Raw genomic sequence first — 18105 nt, forward strand, 5'->3', positions numbered from 1 at the left:
GGCGGGCCCGGCGGGCCGAACGGGCAAGGCGGGCGGACCCGGCCCGCCGACGCGGGCGGCCGCGGCGGGGCCGGCGAGCAGGCCCGGGAGGTCACGCGGCAGGCGGGCGCCGAGCGGGCGGGCACGGCCACCGCTTCGGCCGTGCCCGGCGGCTGACCGGCGGGCACGGCGGCACACCGCCCGCATCAGGCACTCCGCTCGCGTCGGGGACTCGGCCCACGTCGGGCACTCCGCTCGCGTCGGGCACTCCGCTCGCGTCGGGCACTCCGCTCGCGTCGGGGACTCGGCTCGCGTCGGGGACTCGGCCCGGCTCGGGCGGATGGGCCGTGCGCCCGCGCAGCGTGAAGCCGGCGGGGGCGTCCGATCACGGCCTCCCCCCGCCGGCACTGAGCGCGGACGTACGTCGGCACAGCCGTCCGGACCGCGCCGCACGCGAGCGCGACGCGGACCCGGACGCGGCTATCTGGCCCGGCGGGACAGCCGTTCGCGGTCGAGCAGGACGACGGCGCGTGAGTCCAGGCGCAGCCAGCCACGGGTAGCGAAGTCGGCGAGCGCCTTGTTGACCGTCTCCCGGGAGGCGCCGACCAGCTGGGCCAGCTCCTCCTGGGTGAGCCCGTGCTCGACGCGCACGCCGGCGGCCTCGTTGCCGGGCTGCGCCGGCTCGCCGAACCGTTCGGCCAGGTCGAGCAACGCCTTCGCCACCCGCCCGGGCACGTCGGTGAACACCATGTCCGCGACGTTGTCGTTGGTGCGGCGCAGCCGGCGGGCGAGCACCCGCAGCAGCATCGCGCCCGCCTCCGGGCGAGAACGCAACCAGGGCCGCAGCGCGGTGTGCTCCAGCGACAGCAGTGACGCGTCGGTGACCGCGGTGGCGGTGGCCGTGCGTGGCCCGGGGTCGAACAGCGACAACTCGCCGAACAGGTCCCCGGGACCCATGACGGACAGCAGGTTCTCCCGTCCGTCGGCAGACTGACGTCCTATCTTCACCTTTCCGGACAGGACCACGTACACCCGGTCGCCGACGTCTCCCTCTCGGAACAGCACGTCCCCGCGGGTGACGTCCTGCCGATCAAGATGGTCGGAGAGGGCTAGCCGGTCCTGTTCGGAGAGCCCCACGAACAGCGGTACGCGGGCAAGCAGATCCTCCACGGTCCTGAGCATGCCAGGACTATCGCCAGAGAGCACGGGCAGGGACCCCCAGCATCGAAATGCACCCCGAGGGGTGAACGTAACGCGACCGAACGTGCGCTGATGGCGAGAATCAGGCCTTGATCAGGCACTTCCGGTTGACACATCCGGGGTTTTCGCCTGGCCCAGGATGACCATGTTGCAGTCCGCGCGAACGGTGTCGCCTGAACGGGCCACATCATGCCGGGCAGATCGTCCCGCCGCCGTCCGGGCCCATCGTCCCGGTCCGCCCACCGGCCGATCGACCAACGGACACCGGACCGGCACGCCGGGCCCACGGAATCGAGCCACCTCGACCGTCGCCCCTCGCCGGCCCTGGGAAGCCGGCCGGCGCCAGCCCACCATCGACGGGCTGAGCTGGGCGGACAGCCAGGACCGACGGCACCGCGCCGACGCGGGATCACCGGCGTGGAGCACATCACCCACGACCGGCGGACGCGGGGGCCGCGTGTGCGAGCACGGAACGGCAAGTTGTGCTATGGGCGGTCGTGCTACAGGCGGTGGCGGCCGAATCCGCGCGCGCCGGCCTCCCTGCGCCGAGGTGGCCGTCAGGCCGCGCGCCGAGGGGCCGTCAGGCCGCTCGATGCTTGCCCGGCGGCGGACGGCGCAGGCGCCGCCGATACCGCTCCAGTGCCGCCGGCAGGCCCTGGTGCGCGAGCGTGTCGACCTCGTCCGGCTGCGCGTTGTGAAGGAAGCCCTCGAGCCCCTTGCCGGTGTCCGCGGCGTTCAACGGGCGTTCCACCCGTTCCATCGCCAGCAACAGTCCGAGCAGGAGGAGGGGAAAGAAGATCGCTGCGATGACAAACATGACTCCCCCATGGTGGCCGACGATCGGCCGCGCGCCGCGGGCGGGGGTCGGCGTGTCGCGGATCGGTGTCATCGCGGTGACGATCGTGGGGCTTCGGCCGCGACGCCGGTCTCGGCGCCCCGCCGGGGCGGATACGCTGCCAGACATGCCCGCCGCCCTCGATGTCGCGACCGAGACGCCTCTCGCGCGAACACGGCGGGCCCGTCGGATCGTGCGTCTGCTGGGCGAGATACATCCGGACGCCCGTATCGCGTTGCATTTCGACAACGCACTTGAGTTGCTGGTCGCCACGGTGCTGTCGGCACAGTGCACAGACAAGAAGGTCAACGAGGTCACTCCCGCGGTCTTCGCGCGCTATCCGTCCGCCGCGGCCTACGCGGGCGCCGATCGCGCCGAGCTCGAGGCGATGCTGCGGCCCACCGGCTTCTTCCGGGCCAAGGCGAACTCGCTGATCGGCATCGGCGCGGCGCTCACCGAGCGTTTCGGCGGCGAGGTCCCCGGCTCGCTCGACGCGCTGGTCACGCTGCCCGGGGTCGGCCGCAAGACGGCGAACGTCGTGCTCGGGCACGCCTTCGGCACGCCGGGCGTCACGGTCGACACCCACGTCGGGCGGCTGTCGCGCCGCTTCGGGCTGACCGACCAGAACGATCCGGTCAGGGTCGAGGCGGAGCTGTGCGCGCTGCTCGAGCCCCGCGACTGGACCATCGCCTCGGATCGGATGATCTTTCACGGCCGCCGCTACTGCCACGCCCGCCGGCCGGCCTGCGGGGCCTGCGCGCTGGCGCGGCTGTGCCCCTCGTTCGGGCTCGGGCCGACCGAGGCGGGCGAGGCCGCCAGGCTGGTGCGGGGAACACGAGGGGATGTCGAAGCGCTGCGATGACGGATGTCTCCCCGCCCCGCGGCGCCCCGCAGTGGCTGCGCTCGGCCGCCGCCCAGGCGGACGGCGAACTGGTGCGCAACCGCCCGCGGCCGCCCGCCGGGTCCGACGTCGACCCGCGGCCCGCGGCCGTCCTCGTGCTGTTCGGCGAGGGCCCGCACGGGCCGGACGTCCTGCTGCTCGAACGGTCGGCCGCGCTGCGCAGCCACGCCAGCCAGCCGGCCTTCCCCGGCGGTCGCGCCGAGGTCGGGGACGCCTCCCGCGTCGACACCGCCCTGCGTGAGGCCGCGGAGGAGGTCGGGCTCGACCCGGCCGGCGTGGAGGTGCTCTGCACGACCTCGCCGCTCTATCTGCCGGCGAGCCACCACACGGTGACACCGGTGATCGGCTGGTGGCACACGCCCAGCGCGGTCGCCCCGGTGGACCCCGCCGAGACGGCCTTCGTGTCGCGGGTGCCGCTGGCGGAACTCGCGGAACCCGCCAACCGGTTCTCGGTGCGCTACGCGCCGGAGGTGCTCGCCCCGGCCTTCCACGTGCACGGCATGTTCGTGTGGGGCTTCACCGCGGGCGTGCTCGACGTGTTGCTGCGCCTGGGTGGCTGGGAGCGGCCCTGGAGCCCGGTCGAGATCGTCAGCTATCCCTTCCAGCAACGCGTGCCGCTGTCCACGGCCGGCGACCCACCGGGCCCCCGACCCGAGAGGCAGTCCCGTTGACCCGTACCCCGCACGACGCGCAGGCGGCCGGCCGGCTCCAGGGCGTCCGGGTGCGATCGCCCCGGCGCGGCCCGGCGGTGGCGTCGCTGGCGTTTGTCCTCGCCGTCCTCGTCGGCGCCGCCGGCTGCGGCGGGAACGGTGGCCCCAGCCCGTCCGCCGGCCCGACGGTCGCCGCCACGACCGGCGCGAACGGCGTGCAGGTCTTCGCCGTCACCGGCCTGCCGAGCATGGCCTTCTCCGCCAGTGAGCTGGTGGCGAAGCCGGGGACGATCCGGGTCGACTTCTCGGTCGCGCCAGGCTCGGCGCCGCACAACTTCGTCATCCCGCGGATCCGGGATGCCCATACCCGCATCATCTCCGCCGGAGAGTCGCAGAGTGTCACCTTCACGATCACCCAGCCAGGTGATTATCAGGTGGTCTGTACCCTCCATCCCAACATGACGGCGACGTTGAAGATCACCTGAGTCGGGGCGGGGCAGCATCGTGCCGAGCCTGCTGGACATCATCCTGGTGGCCCTGATCATCCTGTTCGCGATCTCGGGGTACCGCCAGGGTTTCCTGGTGGGCGCACTGTCCTTCGCCGGCTTCCTCGGCGGTGGTGTGCTCGGCGCGAAGATCGTCAAACCGTTCACCGAGCTGATCGGCCAGCAGCAACACGGCGCGCTCGTGGCACTCCTGGTCGTGCTCGGACTCGCGATGGCCGGGCAGGTCGCCGGCACCGCGCTCGGCGTCGCCCTGCGTGATCGGTTGACCTGGCGCCCGGGGCGTGCTGTGGACGCCGCCGCCGGCTCCGTGCTGTCCGGCATCTCCGTCCTGCTCGTCGCCTGGCTGCTCGCGACGGCCGTGCAGCGCTCGTCGTTCACGACGCTCGCGCGCTCGGTCCAGGACTCCCACGTGCTCGCCGCGGTGGACAACGGCATGCCGAACGGGGTCCGCGACACCTTCGCCGACCTGCGACAGCTCGCCGGCAACAAGACGTTCCCCGAGGTCTTCTCGAGCCTGCACGGGCAGCGGATCATCGCCACCGACCCGCCGGACCCGGCGACCGTCCAGGCCATCGGGGTGCGCAACGCCGCCGCGAGCATCGTCAAGATCCGGGGGCTCGCCCGCTCCTGCAACCAGCGGGTGGAAGGCTCCGGATTCGTCATCGCGCCCCAGCGGGTCATGACGAACGCGCATGTCGTGGCCGGGGTGCGCAATCCCACGGTGGTGCTCTCCACCGGGGTACTGCCGGCGGAGGTCGTCCTGTTCGACCCCGACCGCGACATCGCCGTGCTGCGGGTCCCGGATCTCCAGCGCCCGCCGTTGCAACTGCGGTCAAGCCCGGCGGCCGCCGCGGACGACCCGGCGGTGATCGCCGGCTTCCCCGAGGACGGCCCATACACCACCGTGGCCGCCCGGGTCCGCAACCACCAGAAGGCGCGAGCGGCGAACATCTACGAGCGGGGCACCGTCATCCGCGACATCTACGCGGTGCGCGGGCAGGTCCTGCCCGGCAACTCCGGCGGGCCGCTGCTCGCCCCGGACGGCACCGTGCTCGGCGTGGTGTTCGCCGCGGCGATCGGCGACTCCGACACCGGCTATGTGCTCAGCGCGGCCGAGGTGGCCCAGTCCGCCTCGGTGGGCACCGTGGCCGTCGCGCCCGTCAGCACGCAGGGCTGCGACTGACGGCGGCCCGGGACCGGCCCCCCGTCGCACCGCTCGCGCCGGGAACCGGTCAGGAACCGAGCCAGCCGAGGAGTTCGGCGTTGACCACGTCGGGGATCTCCTCGTGCGGGAAGTGCCCGACCCCCTCGTGCAACCGCCACGTGTAGCGGCCGCTGACGTAGCGGCCCGAGCCCTGCGCCGTGCCGGGCAGGAAACACCGGTCGGCGGCGCCATGGATCTGCAGCGTGTCGATGTGGGACGACCGGCGCAGGACGCCGGCGAACCGGGCGCCGTCCGGCCGGAACAGCGAACGGAACACCCACCGGTGGTACTCCAGCGAGCTGTGGGCCACCCCGGGGATGCGCATCGCGGCGCGGTAGCGCGCCTCCGCCTCGGCGTCCGGGTAGCCGGGACCACCCCAGTCCCGCAGCAGCGTCGCGGCGCGGGCGGCATTGTCCGCGACGAGGACACGCTCCGGCCGCCACGGCATCTGGAAGCCGAACAGGTACCCGCTGGCGGCGCCCTGCCCGCGCGGATCCGCCGCGATCTGATGCCGCAGCCGCAACGGGTGCGGCATCGCGAGGACCGCCAGGCGGCGCACGACTCTCGGATGCCGGGCCGCCGTGGTCCAGCCGAGCAGGCCGCCCCAGTCATGTCCGACGACGACCGCGTCACGCTCCCCGAGCGCCCGGATGAGCCCGGCGACGTCGTCGGACAGGGTGAACGCGTCGTATCCGCGCGGTGGCTTGTCACTTGCCCCGTAGCCGCGCAGGTCGGGGGCGACCACCCGATACCCGGCGGCCGACAGCGCCCGCAGCTGGTGCCGCCAGGCCCACCAGAACTGCGGGAAGCCGTGCAGCAGGAGCACCAGCGGCCCGCGGCCGAGCTCGGCGACGTGCAGACGGGTCCCGTTGGCGGACACGTCCCGGTGCCGCCACGGCCCGTCGACCAGGACGCTGGCCGGCTCGGGAACGCTGTCCTCCATCGCCTGCCAGGATGGCAGACCTGCCGCGGACCGGCGCCGTCCGGTGTGCGTGCCCGGACCCGGGCGACGCCGCCGGTGGACCCGGATGGCCGACCGGCGCTCGGTCACACGGCCGGCCGACCGCTGGTGGCTCAGCCCAGCCCGCCACCCGCCGCCGTCGGCGCCCCCGGCACCGCGCCGGCGCGCGACGCCGCCGCGGGAGACGACGATCCGTTCGGGCGCGCCGTCGGGCTGCGCAGCCAGGCGATGTCGTCGCGCACCGTCTGGATGGTCCGTTCGGGCGGTGAGAGCCGACGGAACCTGGTGATCGCGACAAGTGCCAGCCCGCCCGCGACCACGAGGTAGATCGCCGCGGTAAGCAGGTAGGACCAGAACCTCTCCATGCCCGCCCAGGTGAACAGTTCACCGAGGAAGATCGTCACCGCGATGAGCGCGCACAGCCCGAGCCCGGCCGCCACGGCCAGGCAGCCGACGCCCAACGCCGCCGACACGGCCTGCCGGGCCAGCTCCGCCTTAGCGAGGTCGATCTCCTGCCGGACGAGCAGCGAGACGTCGCGCGTGGCCAGCGCCACCAGCTCTCCCAGAGAGGGCTCGCGGCCATCCCGGGTCTTCCCGGTCGTAGTCGACACCCTTCGTCCTCCCTCTGGCCGGCGCCGGCCCACGGGCCGGACGCGCGGCCGATCGCGCGGGTCGGATGGTCCGCGCCCGCGGCGGATCGGGAGATCCCACCGGAGCGACCCCGGCCCGGACCCCGCGGGATCGCACCGCCGACGCATCTCCAGGTGACCGGCCGCGCTCCGGCCGGTCCACCGCCCCCTCGTCCTGTGCGCAGTGTCCCTCGGACAGACCCCAGCCGTCGGCGAACGACGCGTTGATGCCCCTGTGATGCCTCCTACGGATTCCGGCCGGCCCGCCTCGGATGGCCCGGACCGGTAGCGTGCCCACCGTGAACCACCGCCCGTCCGGATCAGTACTCGCCGCCGATCCGCTGGCCCGTGTCGCCGCCCTGCCGGGCGTGCGCGAGGCCGCGGACACCGCCCGTGCCGCCGTCGACACGCTGCTGCGCCACCGCGTCCTGCGCCGTCAGAGCGCGGAGGTGACCGCCGAGGCCTCGCTGCGCGCCGCCCGCGCCTGCGCGGCGCTGGAGGGCCACGAGATCAGCCTCGACCAGCTGCGCGGCATGTTGTCGGCGGCCGGCGACCCGCCGCAGGCGCCTACCGACCAGGCAGCGGTGCCGGCGGGCGGGCCCGATCCCACTGTCCTGGGCACGGTGCGCCTGTACGCCGAGCTGGGCATGCTCGCACCCGCCTGGGAGCGGGCCCCGCGCCAGGCGCTGGCTCGGATGCACGTGCTGCTCGGGCGGGGCGTGCTGCCCGACGAGGAGCTCGGCCGGCCGCGGGCCGACGCGGGGACGCGTCCCCCGTCCGACCCCCTGCGCCTCGGCCCGCCCCCGAGCTCGATGGAGGCCTCGGTCCGGCTCGATGGCCTGACCGGGCTGCTCGTCGCCCCCACCACCGCGCCGGCGATCATCGTCGCCGCCGTCGTGCACGGCGAGCTGCTGGCCCTGCGTCCCTTCGGCGTCCTGGACGGCGTGATCGCGCGCGCGGCGGCCCGGCTGGTCCTCATCAGCCGCGGGCTCGATCCGAAGGCGCTCACCGCGACCGACGTCGGTCATCTGGAGATCGGCCAGGAGGCCGCGGCGCCGGATCACGAGGCCGTCCTCGACTACCGTGCGGCGGCGGACGCGTATGTGCATGGCGGCGCCGAAGGGGTCATCGCCTGGTTGCGGCACTGCTCCCGGGCGCTGGAGCTGGCGGCCCGGGATTCGCTGGCGGTCTGTGAGGCCATCGCCCGCGCCTGATCGCCCCGCTCCGCGGGGCGCGGCCCATGCCCCTCGCGGGATCGTGCGGTTTGACCTCATCCCAGGCGGGGAATGACCGATTTGTCGGGATCTGGCGCCTGGTCCACGCCGGTTCCGATCACAACGGGTGACCTCCTCATCGGGCCCCGTCCCGCGAGGCGGCCCCGCTCCCCCTTCCGGGGCCGCCTCGCCTCCCTCCCCGCCCGACGATGCCGCCCCCCGCCAGAGGCCCGGGCCGGGTCGAATCCCCCATCCGAGCATGCCTCACTCCCCTGTGGACAGCGCTCATCCACAGGGCCCGGTGCGGCGCATGGTGGTTCCCGCCCACCACTGCGCGACCGGGAATAGAGGCCTCATGACCCCCGCCCCGCCCCCGCCGACCGTTCCACCCTCACCCGGGCTGACGGGCGATCTCGGTGCGCCGCCGCGGCCCCTCATCGTGACGGGTCTTCCCGGCCTGATCGACGACCTGCTCCGGCTGGCCGCGGCCGCTGGTGTGAGCGCCACCGTGGCCGTCGAACCCACCGCGGTACGCAGGTACTGGTCGCGAGCGCCGCTCGTCATCGTCGGCATGGACCGCGCGGCGGCGTGCGTCGCCGCCGGCCTGCCGCCACGGCCGCGCTTGGTGCTCGCCGGCGGGGACGTGGACGACGGCCGGGTCTGGTCCACCGGCGCCCGGCTCGGGGCCGATCACGTCGTCTTCCTGCCCGAGGCGGAACTCTGGCTGATGGATGCCTTCGGCACGAGCGGCGGTCCGCCCAGGGGACGGTCAGCGGCGACCCTGGGGGTCGTCAGCGGCCGGCGGGGCAGCGGCGCGTCGACGGTGGCCGTGTCGCTGGCCATCGCGGGGCTGTGCCACGAGCTGACCACCGTGCTGGTCGATGCCGACCCGCGCGGCGGCGGCCTCGGGCCCGCGTTCAGCCAGCTTCTCCCGATGGTCGACAGCTCCCACCTGTTCCGCCGGGGAACGCCACCCCCCGCGCCGCCGCCCCGAGAGGCGGCGGCGCGGGCCGACGCCAGGCCGGCCAGCGCCCGGACGCCGTGGCGCCGATCCGCGAACGCGCCGGAACGGGGCGACCTGACCGTCATGTCCTGGGATCCGCGGGCAGGCCATGTGCTTTCGCCGAGCGCCATGGCCACGGTGCTCGGCTCCGTCGATCCGGCCACGGACCTGACAATCGTCGATCTTCCCTGGCAGCAGGACCCGGCCGCCACCCTGGCGCTGGGGTCCTGCGAGACCGCCCTCGTCGTGCTGCGCGCGGACCCGCACTCGGTCGCGACGGCCGACCGGGTCTGCGCCGCTGTCCGCGACCGATGCGCCGACGTGCGTGCCGTGGTCCGGCGGGACAGCGCGGGGTCGCTCGCCCCCGCCGAGGTCAGCCGGACGCTGGGCGTGCCCCTGGCCGGTGTGGTCGGCGTCGCCGACATCCCCGTGCCGCGGACGTCGCCCGGCCGTGGCACGGGCGGACCGGCGACGAGCCCGAGCCTGATCGGCGAGCACCTGCTGGCCGGGCTCGGCATCCTCGGCGGCCGGGTCACGCGGCCCGGCTGCCCGCAGTGACGGCGATGCCCGCCCGTCGCGGCGGGCGGGCCCCGGGACGCCGGCCGGCGCCGGACGCCGACGACCCGCCCGAGGCGCCGCCAGCGCTCACCGCGATCCCGCCTTCGTCCGACCTGGCCCGCACTCCCGCCGGCGCCGGCCCGCTCGAACCCTTCCTCACCGACCCGTATGTCACGGACGTGCTGGTCAACGCCCCGGACGAGGTATGGGTGGAGCGACGCGGGCGGCTGGAGAGGACGTCGGTCGCCTTCGCCGACGAGGAGGCGGTCCGGCGCCTGGCCATCCGGTTGGCGGCGGCGGCCGGGCGGCGGCTGGACGCGGCGATGCCGTTCGCCGACATCCTGCTCGCCGACGGCACGCGCCTGCACGCGGTGCTGGCGCCCACCGCGGTACGCGGCACCTGCCTGTCGCTGCGGCGGCCGCGGCGGCGGCCCTTCACCATCGACGAGCTGTCCCTCGCCGGCACCGTGAGCCCCGCGATCGCGTCCGTCCTGCACGCGCTGCTGGCCGCCCGGCTCGCCGTCGTCGTCACCGGCGGGACCGGCACGGGCAAGAGCACCCTGCTCGCCGCGCTGCTCGGGGCGGTACGCCCAAGCGAGCGGATCGTCCTGGTCGAGGACACCGCGGAGCTGGTGGTCCCCCGGCCTGGCCTGGTCCGGCTGGAGGCCCGGCCACCGAACATCGAGGGCGCCGGTGAGGTCACCCAGCGGGAGCTGGTCCGCCAGGCGCTGCGGATGCGCCCGGACCGCCTGGTGGTCGGCGAGGTGCGCGGCGCGGAGGTGCTCGACCTGCTCGTGGCGCTGAACACCGGCCACGAGGGCGGAATGAGCACGCTGCACGCGAACGACACCGCCGCCGTTCCGAGCCGGTTGGAGGCGCTCGCCGCCCTCGCCGGGCTGTCCCGCTCCGCGGTGCACAGCCACGTCGCCGCGGCCCTGCACGCGGTCGTTCACCTCCAGCGGGACGCCGACGGCCGCCGCCGGGTCCACGCCGTAGGCGTGTTCCATCGGTCCGGTGACGGTCTGGTGCGGGTGCTGCCGGCACTGGTCACGCCGCGGCCTGGCCGAGGGGTCGGCGCGCACGGGCCTGGCGCGGAGTTGGTCGGCGCGGGGCTGCCGCTGCTGGGCCGCCTGCTGCGTGCTCGCGGCGTCGGGCTGCCCGCCCCACTCGAACCCGCGCGGCGGGCGTCCGGGCGGCCGGCGTGAGCGGGCCGCGCGGGACGGTGTCCCGGTCGGCGACCGCGGCGGCGCTCGGGGCGATGCTCCTCGGCGCCATGGCCGGGCTGGCCAGTGGTCCCGTCGCCGCCGTAACGATCATGATCGCGATCGTCTGTCTCGCCCGGGCCACGCGGCGCGCCCGCGCGCGGCGACGCCACGAGGAGGTACGGGCCGGCGCCGAGGACCTCCTCGCGGCGTTCGCCGCCGAGCTCGACGCGGGGGGCGCGCAGCAGCCCGCGCTGCGGGCCGCCGCGCAGGCGCTCGCGGGACACGCCACCACATTCGCCGCGCGGGACCCGGGCTGGATTCCCCTTGGCGATCTGGCGGCGGAACTTACCGGTCCGGACGACCCCGGCGTGGTCCTGTGCCGATGCGAGGCGTCGGCCGTACGCCAGCTCGGGATCGCCTACCAGGTGTGCACGATGATGGGCGCGCGGCTCGCCCCGGTCGCGGCGATGCTGGCGGTTCACGCCCGGGCGGACGCTGTGCGGGCTGGCGAGCTGACGGCCGCGCTCGCCGGGCCCCGAGCCTCCGGGCGGCTGGTGGCCTCACTGCCCGTCGCCGGCATCGCTCTGGGCTCGCTCGCCGGAGCGAGCCCCCTGCACACACTGCTCCACACCCCGGCCGGCGCCGCGTGCCTCGCGCTCGGGATGCTCGCCGATCTGGTCGGGCTGCGGTGGATGCGGGCGTTCGCCGCCGCGGTCGAGCGAAGGGCGGCTCCGGTCGCGCTGGACGCCGCACGGCGAGGCGCCCCAGCCGGCGCCGCCACCGAGCACGGCCGGCTGATCGCCGATCTGCCGCTGGCCCTCGACCTGGTCGCGGCCTGTCTGCGTGGCGGTGCGACCGTCGCCGCGGCGCTGGCCGCGGTGGGCACGGCCACCGGCGGCACGCTCGGCCGTGAGCTGCGTCGTGCCGCCGCCGCGCTCGCCGACGGCGACCCCGCCCTGCGCGCGTGCACCGAGCTGGTCCGTGCCAGCACGCCCCACCGGCCGTTCGATCGGCTGCCGGCCGGGTTCCGCCGGGGCCCGCTGCGCTCGCCCCGGTCCCGATGGACGGTGATGACGCGCGCCGCCGTCGCCGCCTTCGACCGGGCCCAGGTCTCGGGAGCGAGACCCGCGGCCACCCTCACCCGCCTCGCCGCGCGCGCCCGCGACGAGGCGCACGCGGAGATCATCGCCGCCGCCCGCCGGGCCGGCGTCCTGGCGGTCGTGCCGCTCGGCCTGTGCTTCCTGCCCGCGTTCCTGCTCCTCGGTGTCGTCCCCGCCGTCCTCGGTTCCCTCCCCGGGCTGCTGCCGGCGTGATCACGACGTCTCCCGCAACCACCCACCCTCTGACCCGGAGGTATCCGATGTCCCGACCACCAGGCATGTTCCGACCGCGGGTCACGACCCGACCGGCCAGATCGTCCCGGCGTCCCGGGCACCCGTACCGCCGCCGGCCGGTCCGAGGCGCACTGCGCCGGATCCCGATCGGCCGCCGCGGCGGCGTCACCGGAGGCGACCTGGGCATGTCCACGGCCGAGTACGCGATCGGCACACTCGCCGCCGTCGCCTTCGCCAGCGTCCTCTACGCGGTCGTGACCAGCTCGGCGATCCGATCGCTGATGTCCTCGGTCGTGCAGCGCGCGCTGACGGTGTCGTTCTGAGCCGCCGTCATGCGCCACGCCGCAACACCACGTCGACACGCCGCGACGCGAACCGGGCGCGGCCGGCGCGACGCCGGTCAGGCCACCGCCGAGCTCGCCGTCGGCCTGCCCACCCTGTTCGTGGTCTTCCTCCTTGCCGCCTGGCTGCTCGGTGCCGTGTCCGCCGCGGCCCGCTGCGCCGACGCGGCGCGGATCGGCGCCCGCCTGGCAGCACGAGGCGAACCGGACGCTTCGGCGGCCGCCATGGCGGCGCGGGCCGCGCCGCCCGGCGCCGAGGTGCGAATACGCCACGGGAACGAACTGGTGAACGTCGAGGTCTCGGCTCGGATCGGGGCAGCCGGGCTCGGCCGGCTCGTCCCGGATCTGGTGGTGAATGCCCGCGCCGTCGCCGCGGCCGAGGCCACCAACAGCCCTCCGGCCCCAGCCCCAGCGAACTCGCCAACCGCCTCCGCCATGCCCCGGCCTGCGGCCTCCGCGCCCGCCCGGGCCGGGCCATGACCGGCTGGATGGCCTTCGGGAGGAGACGTCATGCCCGCGATCCCACCTCCGCGGGCGGCGGCCGGCTCCCCGCGGACGCCGGATCGGCAACGGTCCTGCTGCTGGCCGCGATGCTCGCGCTGGGGTGCCTGGCCGGGCTCGCCCTCACCCTCACGACGATCGGTGCCGCGCGCCAGCGCGCGGCGGCCGGCGCCGATCTCGCCGCGCTCGCCGCCGCCGGCATGCCCCCCGCGGACGCGGCGTCCGTCTGCTCCCGCGCGGCGCGGATCAGCGCGGCGAACGGAACGCTCCTGGTCGACTGTCACGTCGTCGCCGACGCCGTCGAGGTCACCGTCCAGGTCGCCCTGCCGGGCGTGCGAGCCGATGTCACCGCGCATGCCCGCGCGGGGCCGTGGGGGCAGGCCGCTGGCGCCTACCAGCCGCCCACCGATCCCACCGACACCACCGACACCACCGACACCGGCCTGGGTCAGGAACGCGCGTCGACGGGGCGCTGAGCCGGCCGGTCGCCCGCATCGCCGCCGCGGCCGTCCCGCCGGCGTAGGTCGGCCACCCTGGCCACGATCCGGTCGCCGCGGCGGGGGTGGGTGTTCGGGGCGCCGCTCGTGGTCCCGCCGTCCGAGTCGGGTCGCGGCGGCGTGGGCACCCGCATGGCGGAGCGCACCGGCGCGCCTTCTCGTTCCGGCTCCCCTGCCCAGGCAGGCGCGGCGTCGCGCTTTGACAGGTCCTCGCCCTTCGACGAGGCGTCACCCCTCGACGAGGCGTCGCGCTTCGCGGGTGCGTCACGCTGGGGGGCGCGGTCCTCCCCCACGGTGGCGGTCGGGGCGCCAGCGGTCGCCGGGATGGCGTCAGACCGCCGCGACGCCGCGGAACGTCGGCCGACGATGCCGGTCGGCCGCTCTCGCGGCTCGGCCGGGCGGCTCGCCGCCGACGCGGTGGCCGCGGCCCCGGCGCCGGCGGGGGCCGTCGGCACCGTGGCGGGCGCCGAGGGGGCGGTGGGAGTCGAGGACCGGGTGGGAGCCGTCGGCACCGGGGCGGGAGCCGGTGCCGGGGCGGATGCGGGCGCAAGGGTCGAGGTCGGGGTCGCGCGGGTGAGAGCCGCGAGCTCCCGCTCCCGCTGGCGCTGCATCCGACGCCGGTGCCGGTCCCGGGCCATGCCGCTCAGGAGCAGCTGGACACCCGTGACGACGAGCACCCCGGTGGCGAGGCCGAGGACGAACAGGCCCCAGACGTTGAAGGAGAGTGTCTGACCCATGATCATCGCATCGGTATGGCCGCTGTTCTCCAGGACGAGGTCAGCGCTGAGGACTCCAGCCACCAGCAACAGAACAACACCGACGGTTACCACCGGAACCTCCACAGCCATCCAGGGGAGCGGGACCGACCGCGATCAGCCGGTGGGCTCGGCCTACCCGCCTATCGTCACGGCGGAACCGCCCAGACCCGGAGTGATCCGTCTTTCAGTCGAGCGCGGCCGTGACAGCGGCGAGCAATCGCCATGCCGCCGCCTTGTCCAGTGGCTCGTTCCCGTTACCGCATTTGGGCGACTGGACGCAGGACGGGCACCCCGCGGGGCATTCGCACGCGCGGATCGCGTCCCGGGTCGCGCCCAGCCAGGCCGCCGCACGCAGGAACCCACGCTCGGCGAACCCGGCCCCACCAGCGTGACCGTCGTAGACGAACACGCTCGTCCGCCCGGTGTCCGGATGCAGCTCGGTCGACACCCCGCCGATGTCCCAGCGGTCGCAGGTCGCGAACAGGGGCAGCAGTCCGATCGCCGCGTGCTCGGCGGCGTGGACCGCGCCGGGGACGTCCCCGGCTTCGATGGCCGCGTCGGCGAGCAGCTCGTCGGTCACCGTGTACCAGACGGCGCGGGTGCGCAGCTGTCGCGGCGGCAGGTCCAGCGGCTCCTGGCCGAGCATCTCCCCGGTGGCGACGAGGCGGCGCTGATAGCCGACGACCTGGCTGGTCACCTCGACCACGCCGAGATGAACCTCCAGGTCAGGCAGGGTGCGCGAGCGGGTCGACTCGACGATGCGGATGTCGGTGTGCTCCCGCGCGACCGTCGTCCATTCGGGCGCCTCCTCGTGCACGAAGGCCACCGACTCCGCGAGGTCGAGGTCGTCCACGACGAAGCTCGTGCCCTGGTGCAGGTAGACGGCGCCCGGATGTACGGCCGCATGGGCGGCACCGGCGTCCACGGTGCCCAGCAGGCGGCCGGTGGCCGTCTCGACGATGCGCACGGGCGGGCCGCCGGCCCCCCTGATATCGAGGTCGGGCCGCGCCCGCTGGGTCCAGTACCAGCCGGTGGTCCGCCGCCGCAGCCGGCCGCGGCGGACGAGGTCGTCGACGACCCGCGCGGCGGCCGGGCCGAACAGCTCGAGGTCCGGTTCGGTGAGCGGAAGCTCGGCGGCCGCGCACTCCAGCTGCGGGGCGAGCACGTAGGGGTTGTCGGGGTCGAAGACGCTTGCCTCCACCGGCCGACCGAACACCGCCTCGGGGTGATGCACCAGGTAGGTGTCGAGGGGGTCGTCCCTCGCGACCAGCACCGCGAGGGAACGGCTGCCGTCCCGGCCGGCCCGGCCGGCCTGCTGCCACAGCGACGCGAGGGTGCCCGGGAAGCCCGCGGTGATCGTGGCGTCCAGGCCGCTGATGTCCACGCCCAGCTCCAGGGCCGAGGTGGCGGCGACACCGAGCAGCTCCCCCGACCGCAGCCGGCGTTCCAGCTCCCGCCGCTCCTCCGGCAGGTAGCCGGCGCGGTAGGCGGCCACCCGGTCCGCGAGGTCGACGGCGACACGCCCGAGCTCGCGCCGGGCGTTGACCGCCACGACCTCGGCGGACCGGCGGGAGCGGACGAAGACCAGGGTGCGCACGCCGTCCGCGACGAGGTCGGCAAGCAGGTCCGCCGACTCCGCGGTCGCCGACCGACGCACCGGCGCGCCGTTCTCGCCGCCGCCATGTGGCTGGTCGGCCGGCCCCCCGCTTCCCGGCCCGGTCCAGAGCAGGGGCGGCTCGTAGAGCACGAAGTCCAGGGGACCGCGCGGCGCGCCGTCGCCGTCGACCACCTCGACGTCGACACCGGTGAGCCGGCCCGCCGACACGCCGGGATCGGCGACGGTCGCGGACGCCAGCACGAACACCGGAGCCGCGCCGTACCGCGCGCAGACCCGGCGCAGGCGACGGATGACCGCGGCCACGTGGGCACCGAAGACGCCGCGGTAACCATGGCACTCGTCGATGACCACGAACCGCAGACCCCGCAGGAACTGCGCCCACCTACGGTGCTGGGGCAGGACCCCACGGTGCAGCATGTCGGGGTTGGTGAGCACCAACCCGGCGTGCGCGCGGACCCAGTCCCGCTCGGCGGCCGGCGTGTCGCCGTCGTACGTCGCGGCCCGAACGGCGAGCCGCAGGGCCCGTACCGAACGCAGCTGGTCGTGGGCGAGCGCCTTGGTCGGGGACAGATAGAGCGCCCGCGCGGACGGTTCCGCGAGCAGCCGGGACAGCACCGGCATCAGGTATCCGAGCGACTTGCCCGAGGCGGTACCGGTCGCCAGCACGACGCTGCGGCCCGCGTGCGCCGCCTCGGCAGCGGAAGCCTGATGCGTCCACGGCGCCTCGATGCCCGCGGCCGTCCAGCGCCCGCGCAGGACCGGATCGATCCACTCCGGCCACGGCGCCCGCCGGCCAGGGCGCGCGGGAACCGGCTCGACATGCGTCATGCAGCCCGCGCGCCGGACGTCCCGACGAAGCCCGGCCAGGACCGCCGCCGCGCCGTCCACCTCCGCCGACGAACTCACGACCGTCGAGGATATGCGGGCGCCCGCCCCACTCGCACGGATGATTCCGGCGCGTTCGGTCCGACGTCACCGACCGGCACCCCCACGGCGCCGCCGCCGACAGCCGAACGATGCCGGGCCACGGGCCGCCACCCGACGGACAATCCGCGCGACGGCCGCGACCCGAGGCCGCCAAGCGACCCCCGCGAGCCAAGATCGGGGATAGATTTCCAGCAGACGTCGTCGACAGCGCCGCCACGATGCCGTGAACCCGCGATCTGTGTCGCGGGCCACCGGATTGATCCTCCCCGTGGGAGGGTAATGGCGCCGTGATGTCGGTCGCCCGAAGCGCGGGACGGCCGGAGGCACACAAGGAGGATCCGTGGACCTGTCCCTCACGACTCGCCAGGAAGGCAACCACACGGTCGTCGTGGTGGGCGGCGAGATCGACGTGTACACCGCGCCGAAGCTTCGCGAGCAGCTGATCGATCTCGTCTCCGGAGGGTCCTACCACCTCGTCGTCGACATGGAGGGGGTCGAGTTCCTCGACTCGACCGGCCTCGGCGTCCTCGTCGGTGGGCTCAAGCGGGTGCGCGCGCACGAGGGCTCGCTGCGGCTCGTCTGCACCCAGGAGCGCATTCTCAAGATCTTCCGGATCACCGGGCTCACGAAGGTCTTCCCGATCCACTCCTCCGTCGAGGAAGCGCTCGCGGCCCACGAGTGAGCGGCGATCCGGAAACCACGCCCCTCGGAAAGGCAGGGCTGCCGTATGCCCACCGTTGAGCTGCGGTTCGCCGCCCTGAACGGGCACGTCCGCACCGCACGTATGATCGCAACGGCGGTCAGCCGGCGAGCGGGCGTGCCCGCCGGCGCAGCCGACGAGATCAAACTCGCGGTCACGGAGGCATGCGCCCGCGCGGTGCGGGTGAACCGCCGGCACGCGCCGCAGTCCCCGGTGCTTGTCGCGCTCATCGACGCACCCGAATCGTTCACCATCACGGTCGCCGACCGCGGCCGGACGGGTGACGAGGTCGCGCCGGGGCCGGATGGCGGCCTGGTCACCGCGTCCGCGCTTCTCGATCTTGAGCCGGAGTCCGTCGTCGACCCCCCCTGGTGGTCGCAGCCCGCCGCGGGCGGACCGGACGCGCAGGACGACCCGGACGAGGACACCGCGGGCCTCCCGTCCGGCCTTGGCCTCGCCCTCATCGAGGGCCTCGTCGACGAGGTCGAGATCAGTCGCGGGCCCGACGGAGTGGGGACGGTCGTCGCCATGACCTGGCACACCGACCTCAGCGCGGTACCACCCAAGCCCGTCCGGTAGCGAGC

The 18105-nt window shown here is 75.0% G+C and carries 19 protein-coding genes; 13 read left to right on the forward strand and 6 right to left on the reverse strand.

Annotated elements, in window-relative coordinates; all coding sequences use genetic code 11:
* Positions 1-459: 459 nt before the first annotated feature.
* Positions 460-1161, reverse strand: coding sequence for a Crp/Fnr family transcriptional regulator (locus AC6EXY_RS27500; protein WP_279354697.1), 702 nt, complete (start codon positions 1159-1161; stop codon positions 460-462).
* A 598-nt stretch (positions 1162-1759) separates the two neighbouring features.
* Positions 1760-1996 carry a hypothetical protein gene (locus tag AC6EXY_RS27505; RefSeq protein ID WP_101834132.1) on the reverse strand — a complete coding sequence of 79 codons (237 nt, stop codon included), beginning with the start codon at positions 1994-1996 and terminating at the stop codon, positions 1760-1762.
* A gap of 145 nt (positions 1997-2141) precedes the next feature.
* Between AC6EXY_RS27505 and nth the strand changes: the two genes are divergently transcribed.
* From nth to AC6EXY_RS27525, 4 genes are read left to right on the forward strand one after another with little or no spacing between them, the layout of a single operon-like run.
* Positions 2142-2876: an endonuclease III gene (gene nth / locus AC6EXY_RS27510; RefSeq protein ID WP_101834037.1), complete on the forward strand. Its 735-nt coding sequence runs from the start codon at positions 2142-2144 to the stop codon at positions 2874-2876.
* A complete protein-coding gene (locus AC6EXY_RS27515; protein WP_499818467.1) occupies positions 2873-3586 on the forward strand; it encodes an NUDIX hydrolase in 714 nt (237 codons plus the stop codon). Before nth ends, AC6EXY_RS27515 begins: the two co-directional genes overlap by 4 nt.
* Entirely contained in the window at positions 3583-4050 is a 468-nt protein-coding gene (locus AC6EXY_RS27520; protein ID WP_423748146.1) for a plastocyanin/azurin family copper-binding protein, read from the forward strand. Before AC6EXY_RS27515 ends, AC6EXY_RS27520 begins: the two co-directional genes overlap by 4 nt.
* A 19-nt stretch (positions 4051-4069) precedes the next feature.
* Entirely contained in the window at positions 4070-5254 is a 1185-nt protein-coding gene (locus AC6EXY_RS27525; RefSeq protein ID WP_101834033.1) for a MarP family serine protease, read from the forward strand.
* Between the two features lie 49 nt (positions 5255-5303).
* Here the strand turns inward: AC6EXY_RS27525 and AC6EXY_RS27530 are convergent, their stop codons facing one another.
* Positions 5304-6218, reverse strand: a complete 915-nt coding sequence (locus tag AC6EXY_RS27530; protein ID WP_499818466.1) for an alpha/beta fold hydrolase — start codon at positions 6216-6218, stop codon at positions 5304-5306.
* 131 nt (positions 6219-6349) lie between these two features.
* Positions 6350-6847: a phage holin family protein gene (locus AC6EXY_RS27535; protein ID WP_101834032.1), complete on the reverse strand. Its 498-nt coding sequence runs from the start codon at positions 6845-6847 to the stop codon at positions 6350-6352.
* 290 nt (positions 6848-7137) lie between these two features.
* Between AC6EXY_RS27535 and AC6EXY_RS27540 the strand changes: the two genes are divergently transcribed.
* From AC6EXY_RS27540 to AC6EXY_RS27570, 7 genes are all read left to right on the forward strand, one after another.
* Positions 7138-8079: a Fic family protein gene (locus AC6EXY_RS27540; protein ID WP_101834030.1), complete on the forward strand. Its 942-nt coding sequence runs from the start codon at positions 7138-7140 to the stop codon at positions 8077-8079.
* A gap of 355 nt (positions 8080-8434) precedes the next feature.
* Positions 8435-9640 carry a septum site-determining protein Ssd gene (ssd, locus tag AC6EXY_RS27545; protein WP_499818465.1) on the forward strand — a complete coding sequence of 402 codons (1206 nt, stop codon included), beginning with the start codon at positions 8435-8437 and terminating at the stop codon, positions 9638-9640.
* 5 nt (positions 9641-9645) lie between these two features.
* Positions 9646-10845, forward strand: coding sequence for a TadA family conjugal transfer-associated ATPase (locus AC6EXY_RS27550; protein WP_101832809.1), 1200 nt, complete (start codon positions 9646-9648; stop codon positions 10843-10845).
* Entirely contained in the window at positions 10842-12158 is a 1317-nt protein-coding gene (locus AC6EXY_RS27555; RefSeq protein WP_243407719.1) for a type II secretion system F family protein, read from the forward strand. The genes AC6EXY_RS27550 and AC6EXY_RS27555 overlap by 4 nt, the downstream gene beginning before the upstream one ends.
* Positions 12159-12223: 65 nt before the next feature.
* Positions 12224-12502, forward strand: a complete 279-nt coding sequence (locus tag AC6EXY_RS27560; RefSeq protein WP_279354660.1) for a DUF4244 domain-containing protein — start codon at positions 12224-12226, stop codon at positions 12500-12502.
* A gap of 9 nt (positions 12503-12511) precedes the next feature.
* Positions 12512-13000 (forward strand): TadE family type IV pilus minor pilin, encoded by a 489-nt coding sequence (locus tag AC6EXY_RS27565; RefSeq protein ID WP_499818463.1) that lies wholly within the window; start codon positions 12512-12514, stop codon positions 12998-13000.
* The gene (locus AC6EXY_RS27570) at positions 12997-13497 is read left to right on the forward strand and encodes an Rv3654c family TadE-like protein (RefSeq protein ID WP_101832808.1); all 501 of its coding nucleotides are present in this window, start codon (positions 12997-12999) and stop codon (positions 13495-13497) included. Before AC6EXY_RS27565 ends, AC6EXY_RS27570 begins: the two co-directional genes overlap by 4 nt.
* Here AC6EXY_RS27570 and AC6EXY_RS27575 read toward each other — a convergent pair.
* A complete protein-coding gene (locus AC6EXY_RS27575; RefSeq protein ID WP_499818462.1) occupies positions 13470-14348 on the reverse strand; it encodes a hypothetical protein in 879 nt (292 codons plus the stop codon). The genes AC6EXY_RS27570 and AC6EXY_RS27575 overlap by 28 nt on opposite strands.
* Positions 14349-14460: 112 nt before the next feature.
* Complete coding sequence (locus tag AC6EXY_RS27580) at positions 14461-16800, reverse strand: DEAD/DEAH box helicase (RefSeq protein WP_243407271.1); 2340 nt, start codon at positions 16798-16800, stop codon at positions 14461-14463.
* A 361-nt stretch (positions 16801-17161) separates the two neighbouring features.
* Here AC6EXY_RS27580 and AC6EXY_RS27585 point away from each other — a divergent pair, with 361 nt between their 5' ends.
* Positions 17162-17503, forward strand: a complete 342-nt coding sequence (locus tag AC6EXY_RS27585; RefSeq protein WP_101830686.1) for an STAS domain-containing protein — start codon at positions 17162-17164, stop codon at positions 17501-17503.
* A 45-nt stretch (positions 17504-17548) separates the two neighbouring features.
* Positions 17549-18100: an ATP-binding protein gene (locus tag AC6EXY_RS27590; RefSeq protein ID WP_101830687.1), complete on the forward strand. Its 552-nt coding sequence runs from the start codon at positions 17549-17551 to the stop codon at positions 18098-18100.
* Positions 18101-18105: the final 5 nt, after the last annotated feature.

The sequence above is a fragment of the Frankia sp. RB5 genome, from assembly GCF_059816245.1.